General features: G+C 51.3%; 16 protein-coding genes. 9 read left to right on the top strand and 7 right to left on the bottom strand.

What is annotated here, in order from left to right:
* The first annotated feature begins 13 nt into the window (after positions 1-13).
* Positions 14-1,228, top strand: a complete 1,215-nt coding sequence (locus ACYVAD_RS21635) for a lytic transglycosylase domain-containing protein (protein ID WP_461141625.1) — start codon at positions 14-16, stop codon at positions 1,226-1,228.
* Between the two features lie 68 nt (positions 1,229-1,296).
* Positions 1,297-2,547, top strand: a complete 1,251-nt coding sequence (locus tag ACYVAD_RS21630; RefSeq protein ID WP_461141624.1) for a lytic transglycosylase domain-containing protein — start codon at positions 1,297-1,299, stop codon at positions 2,545-2,547.
* Here ACYVAD_RS21630 and ACYVAD_RS21625 read toward each other — a convergent pair whose 3' ends face one another.
* The 5 genes from ACYVAD_RS21625 to ACYVAD_RS21605 all read right to left on the bottom strand — a co-directional run bounded on the left by ACYVAD_RS21625 (position 2,548) and on the right by ACYVAD_RS21605 (position 8,647).
* The gene (locus ACYVAD_RS21625; protein WP_461141623.1) at positions 2,548-3,864 is read right to left on the bottom strand and encodes a cryptochrome/photolyase family protein; all 1,317 of its coding nucleotides are present in this window, start codon (positions 3,862-3,864) and stop codon (positions 2,548-2,550) included. It lies immediately after the preceding gene.
* Positions 3,865-3,968: 104 nt separating this feature from the next.
* Positions 3,969-4,316 (bottom strand): hypothetical protein, encoded by a 348-nt coding sequence (locus ACYVAD_RS21620; protein ID WP_461141622.1) that lies wholly within the window; start codon positions 4,314-4,316, stop codon positions 3,969-3,971.
* Positions 4,317-4,590: 274 nt separating this feature from the next.
* Entirely contained in the window at positions 4,591-6,531 is a 1,941-nt protein-coding gene (locus ACYVAD_RS21615) for a CocE/NonD family hydrolase (RefSeq protein ID WP_461141621.1), read from the bottom strand.
* A gap of 33 nt (positions 6,532-6,564) precedes the next feature.
* Positions 6,565-7,899, bottom strand: coding sequence for an AAA family ATPase (locus ACYVAD_RS21610; protein WP_461141620.1), 1,335 nt, complete (start codon positions 7,897-7,899; stop codon positions 6,565-6,567).
* Positions 7,900-7,942: 43 nt separating this feature from the next.
* The gene (locus ACYVAD_RS21605) at positions 7,943-8,647 is read right to left on the bottom strand and encodes a GNAT family N-acetyltransferase (protein WP_461141619.1); all 705 of its coding nucleotides are present in this window, start codon (positions 8,645-8,647) and stop codon (positions 7,943-7,945) included.
* A 380-nt stretch (positions 8,648-9,027) separates the two neighbouring features.
* Between ACYVAD_RS21605 and ACYVAD_RS21600 the strand changes: the two genes are divergently transcribed.
* On the top strand, positions 9,028-10,359 hold the full coding sequence (locus ACYVAD_RS21600) for an MFS transporter (protein ID WP_461141618.1): 1,332 nt from the start codon (positions 9,028-9,030) through the stop codon (positions 10,357-10,359).
* Between the two features lie 41 nt (positions 10,360-10,400).
* The gene (locus ACYVAD_RS21595; RefSeq protein ID WP_461141617.1) at positions 10,401-12,323 is read left to right on the top strand and encodes a DNA polymerase III subunit gamma/tau; all 1,923 of its coding nucleotides are present in this window, start codon (positions 10,401-10,403) and stop codon (positions 12,321-12,323) included.
* A 14-nt stretch (positions 12,324-12,337) separates the two neighbouring features.
* Here the strand turns inward: ACYVAD_RS21595 and ACYVAD_RS21590 are convergent, their stop codons facing one another.
* The gene (locus ACYVAD_RS21590) at positions 12,338-12,901 is read right to left on the bottom strand and encodes a hypothetical protein (protein WP_461141616.1); all 564 of its coding nucleotides are present in this window, start codon (positions 12,899-12,901) and stop codon (positions 12,338-12,340) included.
* Positions 12,902-13,050: 149 nt separating this feature from the next.
* On the bottom strand, positions 13,051-14,133 hold the full coding sequence (locus ACYVAD_RS21585; RefSeq protein ID WP_461141615.1) for a tetratricopeptide repeat protein: 1,083 nt from the start codon (positions 14,131-14,133) through the stop codon (positions 13,051-13,053).
* 134 nt (positions 14,134-14,267) lie between these two features.
* Between ACYVAD_RS21585 and ACYVAD_RS21580 the strand changes: the two genes are divergently transcribed.
* Genes ACYVAD_RS21580 through ACYVAD_RS21560 form a run of 5 tightly spaced genes read left to right on the top strand, consistent with a single transcriptional unit; the run spans position 14,268 to position 17,909 of the window.
* On the top strand, positions 14,268-15,521 hold the full coding sequence (locus tag ACYVAD_RS21580; protein ID WP_461141614.1) for a M16 family metallopeptidase: 1,254 nt from the start codon (positions 14,268-14,270) through the stop codon (positions 15,519-15,521).
* Positions 15,522-15,537: 16 nt separating this feature from the next.
* Positions 15,538-15,894: a nucleotidyltransferase domain-containing protein gene (locus ACYVAD_RS21575; RefSeq protein ID WP_461141613.1), complete on the top strand. Its 357-nt coding sequence runs from the start codon at positions 15,538-15,540 to the stop codon at positions 15,892-15,894.
* Positions 15,891-16,283: a HEPN domain-containing protein gene (locus ACYVAD_RS21570; protein WP_461141612.1), complete on the top strand. Its 393-nt coding sequence runs from the start codon at positions 15,891-15,893 to the stop codon at positions 16,281-16,283. Before ACYVAD_RS21575 ends, ACYVAD_RS21570 begins: the two co-directional genes overlap by 4 nt.
* The gene (gene ispF, locus ACYVAD_RS21565) at positions 16,280-16,759 is read left to right on the top strand and encodes a 2-C-methyl-D-erythritol 2,4-cyclodiphosphate synthase (RefSeq protein WP_461141611.1); all 480 of its coding nucleotides are present in this window, start codon (positions 16,280-16,282) and stop codon (positions 16,757-16,759) included. Before ACYVAD_RS21570 ends, ispF begins: the two co-directional genes overlap by 4 nt.
* A gap of 28 nt (positions 16,760-16,787) precedes the next feature.
* Complete coding sequence (locus ACYVAD_RS21560; RefSeq protein ID WP_461141610.1) at positions 16,788-17,909, top strand: amidohydrolase family protein; 1,122 nt, start codon at positions 16,788-16,790, stop codon at positions 17,907-17,909.
* Positions 17,910-17,944 lie beyond the last annotated feature (35 nt).

Genomic DNA, 17,944 nt, shown 5'->3' with positions numbered 1-17,944 from the left:
TATCTACCGTTTGATGAAATTAATAGTCATAGTCGCGCTGGTAGCGAAGCTGTGTCTGATGGATTTTTCCGCTTCGGCTCTCCCGAGCACGTCGTTCCGTTCAGCTTCGTTTGTTGGCCTATTTACAAATTTCCCGCCCAGGTTATCGCCCGTCTATTTTTGCGGAGAATCGGTGCCCCTGCACGAAGAAGCCGTAGCCCGACGGCTGGTTTCAGCGCTGGTCCGGAACACAAATCAAGCGCAGGCGCTTATGTTGATTCGCCAGCGCTCAGCCGAGTTCTTTCCTGTCATCGAGCCAATTTTGGAACAGCACCAGATTCCGCTCGATTTCAAATACCTGCCTTTGGTTGAGAGCGCTCTACGGGGCTTTGCGGTTTCCCGGAAGGGGGCGGTAGGGTACTGGCAGTTTATGCCTGCTACGGCGCGGGAGCTAGGGCTATCCGTTAAACCGGGGTATGATGAGCGCCAGAATCTGGTGAAATCTACCCAAGCCGCCTGCCGTTATTTGCGGTATCTGCACGATCAGCTTGGCTCTTGGACGCTGGCGGCTGCCGCCTACAACAATGGCATCGGTGCGTTGCTGAGCAATATTCGCCGACAGCAGCACCGGGATTACTACGCGTTACGCCTGAACGCAGAAACGGGACAGTACCTCTACCGAATTCTGGCATTTAAAGAGCTACTGACGAACTACCGGCACTACGAAGATATCATTCCCGAGCGTTTGATGACGTTGCTGAATGGGCCGGTTAGAAAGGGAGAAGCATTGCCGGATGACGAAGCCATTTTACCGGAAGGTATTCTGGATGAAGCCACTCAGCTGGCTGATAACGCTGCTGATACGGACGATGCGCCAGTTGTTGCCGACAATTTAGCCATACCGCTACCCAATGCGGCTGATGTGTTCCGAGGGGGCATCAAAGCTAAACTAGTTGAAGGGGCCGCGCTACAGCGGGGACAAACCTGGGTTTTCCACCTGACCCGCGACGGCTTAGCTGACGGAAAGACGGTGGAAGAAGGCGACATTCTGTACGCGATCATTGAAGACATTGACCCCAAAACGAACCGGCTTTATCTACGGGCGGACAAGCTTTACTCGTCCTTGGAGAAACACACTTACGAACTGGCCTTAGCCGCCGTTGATGCCGCTACAGGTCGCCTGGGCATTACGTTATCCGATGTAGATCACATCAAGACGGGGTGGATACTTACCTGGAAAACATTGTAAGTCAATAAGTGGTGAACTAATCCAGCCCTTTTCTCCGTTGATAGTGGGCTCAACAACCTGTTCATTAGTTGCTTACCGATCGTCAATCTCTTTTTCGGCTGCTCAGTTCAGCGTTTGTTCTGTGTATTGCTGCCTTTGGGCATTCTAGTCATGCACAGAAGAAGTCGCCAGCGATTCCCCGGCGACAACCGACTAGTAACTATATTACATCAACGCTGGGCAATCCGGCCCGGCTGCATTTCTGCGGGGAGATTGTTCCAACCGAGCAGGGGGCTGTTTCGTCAAAGCTGGCTTTGGCCTTGGCGAGCAGTTCGGGCTACGTCCGCCACGTACGTGGCTTAAAGGCACGTTCAGCCCCATTTTTTGCCGCTATCGAGCCGATATTACGTCGGCACAATATTCCGAACGATTTCAAGTATTTGCCCCTCATAGAAAGCGCCTGGCAGGCCAACGCGGTCTCATCGGCAGGAGCCATTGGCTATTGGCAGTTTATGGACGAAACAGCCCTGGATATGGGTTTGTCCATCGCGCCCGGCAACGACGAACGTACTGATCTCAGAAAGTCGACCGAAGCGGCTTGTCGGTACTTAAAGTTCCTTCATCAGAAACTGGGTTCCTGGACGCTGGTAGCGGCAGCCTATAATGGAGGGGTGGGCATGGTTCAACGCAAGATTGTTCGCGCCGGTCATCGGGATTACTACGCCATGACAATGAATCCAGAAACGGGCTACTATCTCTACCGGATTCTGGCCATGAAGGAACTGTTCACCAACCCAACCTATGGTGTCGGCTCTGCGGTCATGATGTTGGCCAGTGCGGGCGACCCCTACGAACAGGAACGCCAGCAGGCTCGCCGGATGGGCTGGCTACAGGACGATGATCCCGAACCAGCCGGTGTACCCGTCGAGTCGCTGGCGGATAACGCTTCTCCACAACGGAATGAAGTCGTTATTATGGATAGTGTGCTCACGGATCTGCTGAAGCAACGCGCAACCCAACCAACAATTTTTGTGGGCGACGTAACGGCCCGTTTATTGAAGGCTGGTACGTTGAAAATCGGGCAGAGCTGGGCGTTTACACTAACAGAAGACGTTCAGATTGACGAAACGCAACTGCACAAAGGCGATTACTTATACGCCCTGATTGATGATATCGACCAGCAGGGAAACATTTTCTTTCGCGCAACCAAAGCCATCACTGCCGACGGTACGACTACAATTCCACTATCCCTGCTGGCTATCAACCCCGCCACTGGTTTGGCGGGTATTCCTAAGCCTAAAACCATTCAGAAAGGCTGGCAGATCGACTGGAAATTGTAGTTAGGATGGTTTCTTTAAAGTCTTTCGGTACGTATCAAGCGCCCGTTGCCGGGCTTTTGTGTGTTCGATTATCGGCTCCGGATAGTCCGGCGTACCAACTTCTGGCACCCACTGCTTAATGTACGTACTGTCTGGGTCGAATTTCTTGGCCTGCTCGGTTGGATTAAACACCCGGAAGTAAGGTGCGGCATCCGTTCCCGAGCCAGCGGCCCACTGCCAGCCACCGTTGTTAGCCGACAGGTCATAGTCGCGTAGCTTTTTGCCGAAATACGCTTCTCCCCACCGCCAGTCGATTAGTAAGTGTTTGCACAGGAAGCTAGCCGTAATCATCCGAACTCGGTTGTGCATCCAGCCGATTGAATTTAGCTGGCGCATACCGGCATCCACAATCGGGTAACCGGTTTGCCCCTGGCACCACTTCTCGAACTCGTCTTCGTTATTTCGCCAGTCTATATTATCGTAGTCGCGACGAAACGAGTGTTTCTCGACGTGGGGGTTGTGATCAAGCACCTGGAAATAAAAATCCCGCCAGCATAGCTCGTTCAGAAACGTCTTATCTTTAGCTTCCTGCGCTTGCCGGGCCAGTTCGCGGATGCTTATCGTACCAAACCGCAGGTGCATACTCAACTGGCTTGTCCCCCGTTTCAGGGCTGGATAATCGCGCGTATCGCCGTAGTTGTCCAATACTTTATCAGACACGGTCCGGCTTGGGATATTGTCGTCTACGGGCTTAAACCCCAGCTCATCCAACGTCGGTACGGACAGCCCTTTTGTTTGGTAAAGTCGGTCGAAGTACTTTTTGGTGGGGTACGATTTCAGGTAAAACGCATCAAGCTTTTTGTGCCAGGTTTTGCTGTATGGTGTATAGACGGTGTATGCTTTGTTAGTTTTCGTCAGCACTTCGTCCCGATCAAAGATTGTCTGGTCCTTGCTACTATGAAAGCCAATGTTGTTTTTGTCAAGTAAATCACCGACTGACTTGTCCCGCTCTTTGGCGTATACCTCATAATCATAGTTGGTGAACACATCGCCAATCGTGTATTCTTTGATCAGTTCCTTCCAAACATCGATTGGTTTGCCGTATCGCACCACGATGGATGAACCTTGTTCAGCCAGTTCATCACACAACCGATTGATTTCCTGCACAAGAAACGTAACGCGTCGATCTGACCGGTCGTCCAGTTGATCCAGGATGATTTTGTCGAATATAAAAACCGGCAACACGGGCTGACCACTTCGAAGCGCGTGATACAAGGCGGCATTGTCTTCCAGTCTCAGGTCGCGCCGGAGCCAGACGAGCGATAACGCTTGGGGCATAGTTCGTAATATCTTTTTCGCCTAACGGTAGGGTAAACGTAAATGTTTGGGCATAAAAAAGCCGCTCACCAAGCTGTTGGTGAGCGGCTTCGGAAACTGAAATTTTATTCAGGCTGGAAACGAAGCCGAACGGTGTGTAGTTCTTCCGAATCGTCACCGTAGCCAACCAGCTTTTTGCCCACCAACTGTTTAACAATAGTTGAGTTGAGCTCCTCATTTTTCGTGAATACTTTCAGGTTATTCAGCTCATTCGCGTCATTGACCCGAAACTGAATCACCACAACCCCGGCCTGCTGCGTTGATTTCATGGCCTCAGGGTAGGTAATATATTTTGACAGTTGCTGCTCCATGCTCAGTTTAGGAGCTTTTGCCTTGCGGCTTTTTTCTGGCGTAGCGGACGCTTGCGTTGCCAGGAAGCCTACCAGCGAAAGAAGAAAGAATGTCTTTTTCATGACTTCGTATGTGTTAAGTTGAAACAATGCCTACTCGCCCAAACTCCCGTCGAGTTGTCAAAACTAATGTTATGTCAATATTACCTAAATATTACATAATTGTTAACTTTCCAATGTTAAATTTTCAGGTTTAGACAAAAACTTAACATTGAAAAAGACTATTTGACCTTTTTACGTACGTCAAATAGCCAAAAACGCAACGAGGAGACCACTTTTACGTGATCTCCTCGTTATTATCAACTAGTTCAATGTTAAGCCAATGTTAACAAACGGCTTATTTTCTTAACACAGGTAGTTCAATTTGCGAAGGATGACCTTCTTCATGATACAGCCTGATCGTGGCTTTTTTGTAGTCGGCCGCTTCGGCGTTACCAATATTTAGAAATGTTTGTGGGTTACGGTCCACCAGCGGAAACCACGAATGCTGGACTTGTACCATTAACTTATGCCCCTTCTTGAAGGTGTGCATCAGATCGGGTAACTGAAAGTTTACCGGCGTTGCTTCACCCGGCTTAAACGGCTGCGGCTGACTAAAACTATTCCGGAATTTACCCCGCAACACTTCCGCCCGGACCAGACGCTGGTAGCTGGCCAGTGTCACTCCTTTAGCGGGGCCCTCGGTTGGCGTCGCGATCGTATCGGGTGACACGTCGATAATTTTGACGATGAAATCAGCATCTGTCCCGGTTGTCGATGCAAATAAGCGCACATTGACTGGACCCGCTACGGTCATATCCTGCGTCAACGGCTCTGTTTCAAAAACAACCACGTCCGGCCGACTTGCCACAAACCGTTGGTCTTCGATCATGTACTGATTATTCCGACGCGCCTGGACACCGTTCGTATAAGGAACAGGCTTGGCCGGATCGCTGACGTACTCGTCGAACGAATTAGCACCGGTAGGTTTGGTAGTCGACAACTTACCAGCTGCTTGCAGATACATGGCCTCCGGTTGAGCAGCTTTTGGGGGCCATGAGTCGAACGATTGCCAGGTGTTCGTACCTGTATCAAAAACAGAAGCCTCCGGTGCGTCAAACTCTCCCTTCCCTTTCAAGTGGAAGGCGAAGAATTTATTTTCCAGATTGTCCCGGTAGTATTTGGCGGTGTTCTGACCGAACGAAAGTGGACCAAACTGGCTCCAATCTTCCCGCGCCCAGGCCCCGTGCGTCCAGGGACCCATCACCAGTTTGTTATTATTTCCCGACGACTGTTTTTCGATAGCTTCGTAGGTACGTAACGCGCCAAACAGATCTTCGGCGTCGAACCAGCCACCAACCACGAGCGTGGCCGGTTTTACGTTCTTCAAATGTGGGCGGATATTCCGACTCTGCCAATACGTATCATACGTTTCGTGCTCGATATACTCGTTCCAGATTTTCGAGCGATTATTGTAATAGGGCGCTTTGTTCGTGTTCTTGAGTGGCCCCAGCGTCAAAAAGAACTGATACACGTCTTTTGGCCGCCACTTGAATAAAGCCTCATAATCCTCAACGAGTCCCTTACGGGGTGCGTCGAACTGATTCATGAACGAAAAGTTGTCGAGCAGGAAAAATGCCCCATTGTGCCGGGCATCATCGCCGATGAACTCATCCGTAACAGGCGCCTGGGGCGATACCGCTTTCAACGCCGGGTGCGCATCTGGCAGAGCGGCAGACGCGTAGAATCCAGGGTAAGAAATACCCATCAGCCCGACGCGTCCGTTGTTGTTCGGTACGTTCTTCAGCAGCCAGTCAATTGTATCGTAGGTATCAGTACTCTCGTCGGTAGCAGTTGCCACTTTGGATACGTTATTTTTCCTGGCTTTTCCGTTTGTCTTGCCCGAATCGGCCACTCGGTTCAGGGCCGGCGTCATTTCTTCGAACTGGCCTTCGCTCATGTACCGCCCCCGTACATCCTGATAGACGAAAATGTATTTCTCCTGCGATAACGCCTTGCCGGGCCCGGGTCCACGTTTGGGATAGTTTGCCTCGCCGTACGGCCCTGCTGAATAAGGCGTGCGTTCCATCAAAATGGGATAGCGATTGGTCGGACCAGCGTCGGTCGGGACGTAAACCAGCGTATAGAGCTTGGTCCCGTCCCGCATGGCAATCTGCCGGTCGAGTTTGGTATAGTTCTGCCGAACGAACAGAGAATCGGCATTCGTTGACTGGGCAGCGGTCGGGTAGCTAACGAGTCCGGAAAGTAAAACCCCGAAAAGTGTAGCGAAACGAATCATTGATTATTGATTAATTAATGTGATTGATAGGCACTAAAGAACAAGAAAAGGCCTTTTGGCTACGGCGTACGTTTTTTGGGCTGGCACCGACACCAATTCCCGTTCAGGATAACGTAACGCCGTCAGCTTACCACCAAAGACGCAGCCGGTATCGATATCGATCGCATTGTTGATCCAGACCGGTTCTTTGACGGGTGTATGGCCGTATACGACAACTGCTTTTCCCTGGTAGCTGGATGCCCAGTTGATCCGTACCGGCAACCCCTGCGCATCAACTTCACCAGTTGTTTCCCCAAACAGGCAGAAAGCTCGTACCAACTCACCGTTACGTCCCTGCAGATCTTCCCGCAGCCCCGCGTGGGCCACAAGTAATTGTTTGTTATCCAAACGAATGTAGTAAGGTGTACGCTCCAGAAATAGTAAAACCTGGTTTCGAAAATTAGCCGATTCGGCGTCGAGCTGCGCCATAGTTTCGGCCAGGCCATGGTTCATGGCTACGTTCCGCCCCAGCAGCTTCCGACGCAACTTGTCGTCATGATTTCCCAGAACGCACAACGCTTTACCCTGATTCACTAACTGCATAACCAGACGCAATACGGCTACAGAGTCAGGTCCCCGGTCGACCAGATCGCCCACAAACACGAGTTTACGTTCGGTTTTCGATTGGAACGTATTCGTGTCGTAACCCAACCGGGCGATTAGGTCAAGCAGTTCTTGGTAACAGCCATGTACATCGCCGATGATATCGAAAGGCCCATCAGTTGGCGATGCTTTCTGATGAATAGTAGTCTGCTCGACATCGTCCAGCGAATTGAGCGTGTAAATGGCCTGAAACCCTTCAAACGGTAGATTACGCTCCATCGACTGCATGAGTTCAATCTGGCGCTGTAGTATGTCAACCGAGAAATTCCGATCGGTCCGGTCCCGATGTCGCTCGTGAAGTATCGTCGAGGGCAATTTGAAGACTATAGCTGTGGCCATCACGCCATACTGACGAGCCATGTCAAGGTACTCCTTTCGATCCGCAGCCTTGAGATTTGTCGCGTCGACTACGGTTAGCAGCCCTCGTTGCAATCGTTTTTCAACGATCATACGTACCAGCCGGAATGCGTCACCCGTCACCGTCTGATCATTCTCGTCGTCCGTCAGCACTGCCCGGTAGTGATCCGAGGAAACGATCTGGGTGGATTTGAAGTGTCGCTGAGCAAAGGTGGACTTGCCGGCACTGCTGACCCCGATCAACAGGACGAGCGTACGACGAGGGATTTCTATTTCCATAGAGGGGCTGGCGTCGGAAAACGGTAAGGTACCACCGCCAGCCCGCAAAATCCAAAAGCCCATCCAGAATTTCTCTGGATGGGCTCTCACCGTACTACAGTACTATCGTAAGGAATACGCGCTCACCGTTAGCCTAGTGGGCTGGCTCCAGCTCGCGCTCCTGCTTTTTTACCCGTTCGTGTTTGATACGCAACAAAATGCGCTTTTTAATTCGCATCCAGCGCTCGTATAGTGACGACTCTTTCAGGAAGTTCCAGTTCTCTTTTTTCTCTTCTTGCTTATGCTCTTCCGGGTCGTACAACATGCCCGTGCAAAGGCAGTGCTTCCGGCCAGTCCGGGTCAGAACGTCGTAGTTGATGCAGCTCGAACATCCTTTCCAGAACGAATCGTCTCCGGGCAGTTCACTCAACGTAACCGGCTGGTAACCGAGATCCGAGTTGATCTTCATTACCGCCAGGCTGGTTGTGATACCAATAATCTTCGCTTCCGGGAACTTAGCGCGCGACAGTTCGAACGCTTTGGCCTTGATCCGGGTAGCAATACCGCTCTTCCGATAGTCTGGATGAACGATCAAGCCAGAGTTGGCTACGAACTTCCCGTGCTCCCACGTTTCGATGTAGCAGAAGCCAACCCAGTCGCCCGACATGGTGGTTGCAATAATTGCCTTCCCTTCGAGCATCTTCTCCATCACATAAATGGGCGAACGCTTGGCAATACCGGTTCCCCGGGCCTTAGCGCTTTCTTCCATTTCATGACAGATACTTTCAGCCAGCCGCAGATGGTTTTCGTTGGCTACCTGAACAATGAACTGATCATTAACTACTTCGGGCGTTATCATTGTCGTTTATTAAGCGGCCTGAATTTTACCGCTATGGGACGTATTACCGGTACAGGTAACCAGTCCTGGGAGTTTGTTGGGAATAAGTAAACGGGAAAAGGGCGTAAAAGGTCTACCGCATGGGCAAACGAATTTGTATAGTCCTTTCGGACCTAAACCGAAATGGCGTAGTATGGAAGAAGGTCGGTATGTAAACGAGCTTTGCCATTGGTTTTTTTGCGCGAAAACGCGGGCAATTTTAGACAGATTACGCGGGTCTTGCAATAGAATAACGGATTTTTTTTTAGATAGTTCGTCGGCAGAAAAACATAATACTTCATTCGTCGGTCTTGCGAAGTAAGTACGTTGACCTCCTACCCTTAGATTGTCTTTTTTCAAGAATGTTTAATGGCCCGCCATCTTTCTCTTACTCGCTGACACTCAGTCGAAGTCGCCCGCTCCGTTACGTTGTTTTCTTTTACCTGTACGTAATGCAGGGCTTACCGGCCGGGTTTTCGCTGACAGCGTTGACGAATTATCTAACGGCCGAAGGCGTCAGCTCGTCAGCCATCGGTTCGTTCGCTGCGGTCGTGGGTCTCCCCTGGGCATTTCAGTTCATTTGGGGTCCACTCATTGACCGCTACCAGAACTCGCGGATGGGTCGCCGAAAACCCTGGGTGCTGGGCGCCCAGATACTCGCTTTTCTGGCATCGCTAGGCATTCTCCTGGTCGACAATCCCACCACCGAAATTAAAACGCTGGGCTGGTTCTTTTTCGGGCACAGCGTATTTGCGGCCATCCAGGACGCGAGCGTTGATGCAATGGCCATTACGGTCATTGGTGACGAAGAACGTGGCCGTGTCAACGCTTTCATGCGGATCGGCTTTCTGGTTGGTACCGGTGTAGGGGCGGCTGTGTTTTCGCAACTCTTACGGACTTATGGTTTTTCCGCTGCTGCCCTGATCTTATCGCTTTCTCTGCTCACCCTGACTATTATCACTTTTTTTATCCGGGAACGCCCCCAGGATCGACTTCTCCCCTCCTTCAGCCGGTCATCCTCCACTGTGCCGTCATTAGAACAGGATGACTCAATTGCTGACGCCCCCCCTCAAAAGGATTTCAGCTGGTTGTTCACGGAATTGTTCCGTGGCCTCTTTTCCCGAAAAAGTCTCTTACTGTTTGGCGCAACGGTGCTGGCTTATGTCAGTATCAGCTTGTTTTCGCGCGCTTATAACTACCACCTGATCAAAAAACTAGGCTGGGCTGATACGTCGGTTTCGATCCTGACCGGTACGTATGGAATGCTGGTTGCCGCTCTGGTTGCATTCGTGGGTGGGTACGTTGCCGATCGTATTGGCGCCCGACGATTGCTGGTGATTGTCACAGGGATTGTCGCGCTATACCTCTTGGGATTCAATGCAGCTTCGGCAACCTGGATTCAGAAGGAAGTTGCTCAGGTTGGTCTAGTCACGCTCTATTTCATGGACCCTAGTATCAGTATATCAGCGATGCCTATGCTGATGGCCATTTGTCGGAAAGGCGTCGAGGGTTCACAGTTCACGACATACATGGCTTTCGTAAACCTCTCTGACATAGCTGGTTCATTCATAGCGGGCCATGCGTTAGCCTTCTTTACTGCTCCTCAAATCGGTTTACTGGCCAGCGGTTTCGCGTTCGTAGCCATGTTTATTTGCCTCTTTACCTTGCGCAGGTACCGGCACCTGGGCGCGTAAATCCGGGTTTGAATTCCGCCCCGGCTGTGTTAACTTTGAGTATGGAAAATTTTGTGGTTTCGGCCCGCAAGTACCGCCCCGCTACGTTCGACACCGTCGTTGGGCAGGAACACATTACGACTACGCTCAAGAACGCGATCAAGACCAATCACTTAGCGTCGGCGTTCTTGTTCTGCGGACCGCGTGGCGTAGGGAAGACAACCTGTGCCCGTATCTTAGCCAAAACCATTAATTGCCATGAGTTAACGGCTGAGGGTGAAGCCTGCGACCAATGCGACTCCTGCGTAAGCTTCCGTCAGAATGCGTCGTTCAACATTCACGAACTGGATGCCGCATCGAACAACTCGGTAGAAGATATTCGGAATCTGATCGATCAGGTCCGCTATCCCCCCCAGTCGGGCAAGTACAAGATTTATATCATTGACGAGGTGCATATGCTCTCGTCGGCGGCTTTCAACGCCTTTCTGAAAACACTGGAGGAACCACCCTCCTACGCCATTTTCATTCTGGCAACGACGGAGAAACACAAGATTCTGCCAACGATTCTGTCCCGCTGTCAGATTTTTGACTTTAACCGGATTCAGCCTGGTCATATTGCGGGTCACTTGGCGCAGATTGCCGAGAAGGAAGGTATTACGGCCGAAGGCGAAGCGCTGGATCTGATCGCGCAGAAAGCCGACGGCGGTCTTCGGGATGCCCTGTCCATGTTCGACCTGAACGTTACGTTCGCGGCCGATCGGATCATTCGCTACAAGGAAGTGCTGGATAACCTGCACATTCTGGACTACGACTACTACTTTAAACTGACCGATCAACTGCTGGCGGGCAATCTCTCACAGAGCTTGTTGACGGTCGACGAAATTCTGCGTAAAGGTTTCGACGCCCATCAGTTTGTGGTTGGTTTGTGTCGTCACTTCCGGGATTTGCTGGTGTGTAAAGACAGTGCTACCGTTCAGCTGCTTCAGGTTACGGAGAACGTTCGTCGGCAGTACCTCGATCAGTCGGCGCGCGCGCCTATGTCGTTCCTGCTGTCGGCGCTGAGCCTGGGGGGGCAGTGCGACATGAACTACAAACAGGCCAAAGATCAACGGCTGCATGTTGAGCTTTGGCTGATGAAAGTGGCCAACCTACGTAACGTTCTCGACTGGGACTCGTTACCCGAACGGAGCAGTTCGTCGGTATCAAGCGTATCTATTGACTCAGCAGATTCAGGTGCCCCGAACGGCACCGAAAAAAAAAACAGCAATCCGGTCCCCAATGGACAACCGCAGCCCTCAACTAGCGTAGAGCCCCAGCCCGCCGAGCGTCACCTAATTACCAGCGAACCACTGAACGGCTACCATGCCCAGACAACACCGCCAGATGAGTCTCTAGCAGGTATTGGTCTGGACGGTGTTGGCAAGCGAGAGCCCGCTGTATCGAGCCAGCCGGTTGCAGCGGTAGCTACTGCGCCCGAACGCCCCCGACCAGCAATACCAGCGCCTACCCGCCCGGCCAGCAGCCGTCTTCGGTCGACGGTGTCGCTGAACACCGCCGTTATGCAGGCAGGGGCGACCGATACGGAAACAATCGTGGTAGCCGCGCCCACCCGCCCCGATAAACCGTTTATTTTTGAGCAGCTACAAGCGACCTGGAATGCATTCGCCCGGCTTCGTCACCAGCAGTACGATTCAGCAACAGAGCAGTTGGTGTTGAATCGAGCGTTGAACCTCGAAGGAACGACGATTCATATTACTCTGGATAATACGTTGCAGGTGGGTTACTTAACCGATCTGAAGCCCGACCTGATGGGTTACTTACGCGATCAGCTTCAGAACAGTCAGATTCAGTTGGAGCACACCGTTACAGTGCAGGAAGTTAAGAAGATGATTTACAGTTCTCAGGACAAATTCAACTTCATGGCGGAGAAAAACCCAGCGTTGCTTGAGTTACGCAAAGTCCTGAATTTGGAGGTAGATTATTGATGTAGCTCTATATGCTAGGCTATCGAATGTCCCTGAGCCCGTCTTCTTCCGTAGACATTCGGCACGCGAGAACGTAGCGTGGTTCGCAGTTTTTTAGGTTCGGCAATGATCCGGGCACCTGTCCAAGTGGCGGCAATCACCATACCGGCTGCAATCAGAATGATGTCTTTCAGAATGTATTGAGCTGCCAGGCTAGGGGCATGGCCTGGTCCAGAGAACAGTTCAGCCGGGAAAAGCAGTATCGGCGCCATAGCACCAGCCATCTGTGCACCCATTAACCAAACGCCCACCCGCAGGAACCGACCCGTCAGGAAGCAGACACCAATAACACATTCCAGACCGGCGACAAAATTCATGGCGTTGTGCCCGGTAAATAGACCCAACGTTAATATCTCCGTTGTTCGGGTGGCAAGCGATTCGATAGGACTAATCCCAGGAAAGAATTTCAGTACACCAAACCCAACGAACACGAGCCCAAGAGTGATCCGTAAGATTGCAATGCTATGCGCTACCAGCCATTCGTTGATGCTAGCGTCCAGGCGCTCGAAGCGCTCAAATAAAGTGAGTAGCGTTTTCATAACAATTCGTTTACAGGTTTGTAAATTTCTTTGAGACTACTAACGTGTCAACTCGAACAATGGATTGGTGACCATACATTAAAAGGAGATGAAACCGTCCTGGCGTCCTCTTCGCCCACTTGTTTGCGAAAATTTATTCGGTTGTCTACTTATTCGTTGTACGCTTTGGCCTCCTTGATCAACGATTTGTAAGCCCCGACACTGAGGACCTTTTTGTAATACGCCTTCGCTTGGTTTCGGTTGTTATCCCGTGCAGCAACGCGAGCCAGTCCTGCATACGCCATGGCATGGTATTCTTTCGTGTAGGCTTCGTTAAATGGCAGCTTGAGGGCAGCCTGATAATTGGCACTGGCAGCCTTATCATCCCGTTCGGCCTGCTCGTCCAGGATTCCATCGAAGACCAATACCGCCATAGTGACCAGCTTATTACTGCTCTGCTTAAGCCGTTGCACGTACGGTTTTGCCTCGTTGTAGCGCCCGGCCAGTAACAAAGCCTCCGCGTGACGCATGCCATACAGCGGGTTAGCAGGATATTCATCGACCAAGTATTTTGAGTACAGAGCGGCTTTCTGCGGGTTCATTTCGTGCTTCAGGTAGATGTGCGCGAGGTAGTAATTGGCGCCCGCCCGCGTCAAAATACCTTTCTTGGACGCTACGTCCATCTGTTTCAGGCCTAATTGCATATTTCCGTCCTGAAAGAAAAACATGAACGGGCGCACAACCGCGTGATCCATTGGATAACGCTCAACGTAATAATTGTACATACCCGTCGTCAGGTAGAAGTCTGGGCTTTGATCCAGCAGTTCGAAGCCCTGTTTGAGGTACGGATACGCTTTTTTTGACTCACCAACTGCCTTCAGCGATTCATCTTTATTGTTATACAGAAGTGCAAGGTAGCTATGCGCGGTCATCGCAAATAATATTCCTTCTGGGTCATTTTCATTACGTTCCAGCATCTGCTTCGCTAACGCCAATCCCTGATTGGCGGCCTGTACAAACTGACTGGCGGCAGTCGGATTTTGCTCGACGGGAACGTATTGTTGTTCCAGCAAGGTAGCCCGTAGAATGGGGCCTATCGGATGCTGCGGGTAGCGAGTCTGAAGCTGTCGAATCAGGGAAGTAGCTTCGGCAAATTCCTGACCGTAAATGGCGTCAAGCGTTTTTACGACGGTCTGCTGAACAGACGCGTCGGTCATCACCTGCGCCGGGGCCGATAGGGACAGACAAAACAACCAGATTAGAAGGTAATATTGCCTAAGAAGACGTACGAACTGTGTCAAGGTGGGGCGTTTGATTCTGTACGGCCATAACCGTACTTTTGTTAAGTGCGTATTACGTAACGAGGGCAGTACGCAAAAGTTTTTCTATGATCCATTACGAACAATTTACGCTGAGTAACGGCCTGCGGGTATTTGTCCACGAAGACGAATCGACCCCCATGGCGGCCGTTAATATTTTATACAATGTCGGCTCTCGTGACGAAGACCCAAATCGGACGGGCTTTGCCCATTTGTTTGAACACCTGATGTTTGGTGGGTCAAAACACATTCCGAATTACGACGAACCCTTGCAAAAAGTCGGTGGTGAAAACAATGCGTTTACCAGCCCCGATATTACGAATTATTACATTACGCTCCCGGCCGCAAACCTGGAAACTGCTTTCTGGCTGGAATCAGACCGTATGTTGAGCCTGTCATTCGACCCGCAGGTACTGGACGTGCAGCAGAAAGTCGTTATCGAAGAATTTAAACAGCGATACCTGAATCAGCCCTATGGCGACGTCTGGCTGCAACTTCGTCCACTGGCCTATAAAGAGCACCCCTATCGCTGGGCAACGATTGGTAAAGACATCAGCCACATTGAGAACGCTACGTTGGACGATGTCAAAAGCTTCTTTTTCAAGTATTATCTACCGAACAACGCCATTCTGGTCGTAGCGGGTAACGTAACGGTCGAACAAGTAAAACAGTTATGTGAAAAGTGGTTTGCTCCCATCCCAGCGGGTGATCCTTACGTTCGGCAGTTGCCACAGGAGATTAAGCAAACTGAAGCCCGGAAGCTGGAGACCAGCGCCAAAGTTCCACTGGATGGCTTGTATAAGGCCTACCACGTACCAGGCCGTTTTGCGCCTGGTTACCACACGGCGGACCTGATCAGCGATATTCTGGGCCGTAGCAAGTCGTCTCGTCTGTACCAGAAGTTACTGCGTGACAATCCGTTGTTCAGTAATATAGGGGCTTACCTGACGTCATCACTGGACCCCGGTTTGCTGGTGGTTCAGGGGACGCTCAACGCATGCGTTACGTTAGAAGAAGCCGATGCGGCCGTTGAAGCAGTGATCCAGGAACTGATTGACCAACCGGTTTCCGAATCTGAATTGGCGAAAGTAAAAAATCAGTCCGAAGCGTCGCTGGCCTTCTCTGAAGTGGAACTCCTGAACCGAGCCATGAATCTGGCTTACGCAGCCAATGCCGGCGACCCGGAATTAGTCAATCAGGAGGCAGCGCAGATTCAGGCCATTACATCCAATGACCTACAGACGATGGCCCGGCAAATCCTCCGCAAGGAGAATTGCTCGACCCTGTACTACCGCCGGGCCGAGACAGACGTAGCAGCCTAACGATTAATCGTTGATCATGATGGAAATCACCTACGATCCCAAGCCACTTACCGCCGAGCAACTACAGACACTCTCACAGGACGTAAAGCAGGTACTGACCGAGCTTTACGGCGACCGGCTCGACTGTGTCGTACTATTTGGCTCATACGCCCGTGGTGATTTCCATAATGAGTCTGACGTCGACTACCTAGTTGTGCTACGGGACGAAACGGTCAATAGTGCCAGTGAGATCAGGCTTATGGTCGATGTGACCTATGATCTGTGCGATAAATACGATGCACTGGTCGCAGTGAAGCCGGCTTCGTTGAGTAAGTACCAACAATCGCCGTTGCCCTTTTATGAGAACGTTCGGCGGGAAGGATACCGGATATGACTTTAGCGATCACGTTATATATGTCGCTGGCAGAGCAATGCATAAAAGATGCTCGGTCATTGTACGGTGCTGGTAGTTATCGTAGTGCTGCCAACCGTGCTTACTACGCTTATTTTGATGCGGTTCGAGCGTTGCTTGTCAGTAAGAATGTTACCATCAAATCGCACTCGGCAATCAGAGCACTTTTTGGCGAACATTTCGTCAAAGAAGGCCAGTTTGAGAAACAAGATGCTAAAAATTTCCACGAGCTTTTTCTGCTCAGGCAGCACAGCGATTATGAAATAGACGAAGACATACCAGCAACTGATGTCTTTGAGGCTATCGAGTTAGCCGCCGAATTCTTAATTCAAACCGAAGCGTATCTTCGGGAAAACCAGTTCACTTCATGAAAATACGCGTAGGCCAAGGCTACGATGTACATAAACTGGCCGAAGGGCGGCCGTTCTGGCTCGGCGGCATCTTGATTCCGTCTTCATTTGGCGCAGTAGGCCACTCTGACGCCGATGTGATCTGTCACGTTCTGTGCGACGCACTGCTGGGGGCCGCCAACATGCGCAACATTGGCTACCATTTCTCGGACAAAGACCCACGCTGGAAAGGCGTGGACAGCAAATTACTGCTGGCCGAAGTCCTCAGCATGGTACGGGGTGCCGGTTACGAAGTCTCGAACGTGGACGTAACGGTCGTCCTTCAGGAGCCCAAACTAAACCCGCACATTCCGGCCATGAAAACCTGCCTGGCCGACGTAATGGCTATTCCGGAAGAGGACATTTCCATCAAGGCTACTACGTCCGAACACATTGGCTTTGTCGGGCGGGGCGAGGGCATTGCCGCTCACTGCGTTGCATTAATTTATCGGGATTAATTGCTTATTAGCTAAAATCAACCTGCTCATGAAATACCTTTCCTGTTTCGCGGCCCTGCTATTGACGGGACTGACCACCTACGGCCAGAACAAAAAACCAGAGGAACCCCTCGGTTTTGAAGAATACGATCCGGTATCGACGCTGAAGGTGCCGGAACATAAGCTGACCCGTTCGAAGTATCCGTTTATCGATGTGCATAACCATCAGTTTCAGATGGACGAAGCCAATCTGCGTCCGCTCCTGCAACAGATGGACAGCCTGAACATGCAGATCATGGTCAACCTAAGCGGGCGTGGCTGGGGGGACGTAGCCACGAATACCAAGTTCTTCAATGCGGCCGAAGCCAATATCCAAAAAACCAACCCGAAGCGACTGGTGCTGTTTTCCAACATCAACTTTGATGACATCGGGCAGACAGGCTGGACTGAACAGGCCGTCAAGATTCTTGAATCTGACGTAAAAGCAGGCGCTAAAGGACTGAAAATCTACAAATCGCTGGGGCTGAACGTAAAAGATAAAAGTGGTAAACGTGTGCAGGTCGATGACCCGCGGCTCGACCCGATCTGGGCAAAATGTGGCGAGCTGGGAATTCCCGTCCTGATTCATACCGCCGATCCGAAATCATTCTGGGACCCGATGGACCGATACAACGAGCGCTGGCTGGAATTAAAGCTACACGGCGGCCGAAAGCGATCGCCCAACGATCCGGCTCCATGGGCACAGCTACTGGTCGAGCAACACAATGTCTTCCGCAAGCACCCTAAAACGACGTTCATCAACGCACACATGGGCTGGTACCCGAACGACCTCAACAAACTCGATAGTCTGATGAAGGTGTTCCCGAACATGAACGTCGAGATTGGGGCCGTCATCGCCGAGCTGGGTCGGCAGCCACGGGCATCGCGGAAGTTTTTCGAGAAGTACCAGGACCGGATTCTGTTCGGGAAAGATAGCTGGGTACCTTCGGAATACACTACGTATTTCCGGGTGCTGGAAACCGATGACGAATACTTCCCCTACCACAAGAAATACCACGCTTTCTGGCGTATGTACGGCATGGCGCTCCCCGATGAAATACTGAAAAAGGTTTATTACAAAAATGCCTTGCGTATCATTCCCGGTTTGGATAAGAGCCAGTTCCCCAACTAATTTACGCCCGGTGACGCCACTTCATGCCCCGTCAC

This window comes from Spirosoma pomorum (assembly GCF_054776615.1).
This window is presented reverse-complemented; position numbering and strand designations above follow the sequence as displayed.

Bases quoted from the DNA above. Each gene is read 5' to 3' on its own strand.
- ACYVAD_RS21635 (WP_461141625.1), top strand. From the start codon at position 14: ATGAAATTAATAGTCATAGTCGCGCTGGTAGCGAAGCTGTGTCTGATG.
- ACYVAD_RS21625 (WP_461141623.1), bottom strand. From the start codon at position 3,864: ATGCCCCAAGCGTTATCGCTCGTCTGGCTCCGGCGCGACCTGAGACTG.
- ACYVAD_RS21620 (WP_461141622.1), bottom strand. From the start codon at position 4,316: ATGAAAAAGACATTCTTTCTTCTTTCGCTGGTAGGCTTCCTGGCAACG.
- ACYVAD_RS21615 (WP_461141621.1), bottom strand. From the start codon at position 6,531: ATGATTCGTTTCGCTACACTTTTCGGGGTTTTACTTTCCGGACTCGTT.
- ACYVAD_RS21605 (WP_461141619.1), bottom strand. From the start codon at position 8,647: ATGATAACGCCCGAAGTAGTTAATGATCAGTTCATTGTTCAGGTAGCC.
- ACYVAD_RS21600 (WP_461141618.1), top strand. From the start codon at position 9,028: ATGTTTAATGGCCCGCCATCTTTCTCTTACTCGCTGACACTCAGTCGA.
- ACYVAD_RS21595 (WP_461141617.1), top strand. From the start codon at position 10,401: ATGGAAAATTTTGTGGTTTCGGCCCGCAAGTACCGCCCCGCTACGTTC.
- ACYVAD_RS21590 (WP_461141616.1), bottom strand. From the start codon at position 12,901: ATGAAAACGCTACTCACTTTATTTGAGCGCTTCGAGCGCCTGGACGCT.
- ACYVAD_RS21580 (WP_461141614.1), top strand. From the start codon at position 14,268: ATGATCCATTACGAACAATTTACGCTGAGTAACGGCCTGCGGGTATTT.
- ACYVAD_RS21575 (WP_461141613.1), top strand. From the start codon at position 15,538: ATGATGGAAATCACCTACGATCCCAAGCCACTTACCGCCGAGCAACTA.
- ACYVAD_RS21570 (WP_461141612.1), top strand. From the start codon at position 15,891: ATGACTTTAGCGATCACGTTATATATGTCGCTGGCAGAGCAATGCATA.
- ispF (WP_461141611.1), top strand. From the start codon at position 16,280: ATGAAAATACGCGTAGGCCAAGGCTACGATGTACATAAACTGGCCGAA.
- ACYVAD_RS21560 (WP_461141610.1), top strand. From the start codon at position 16,788: ATGAAATACCTTTCCTGTTTCGCGGCCCTGCTATTGACGGGACTGACC.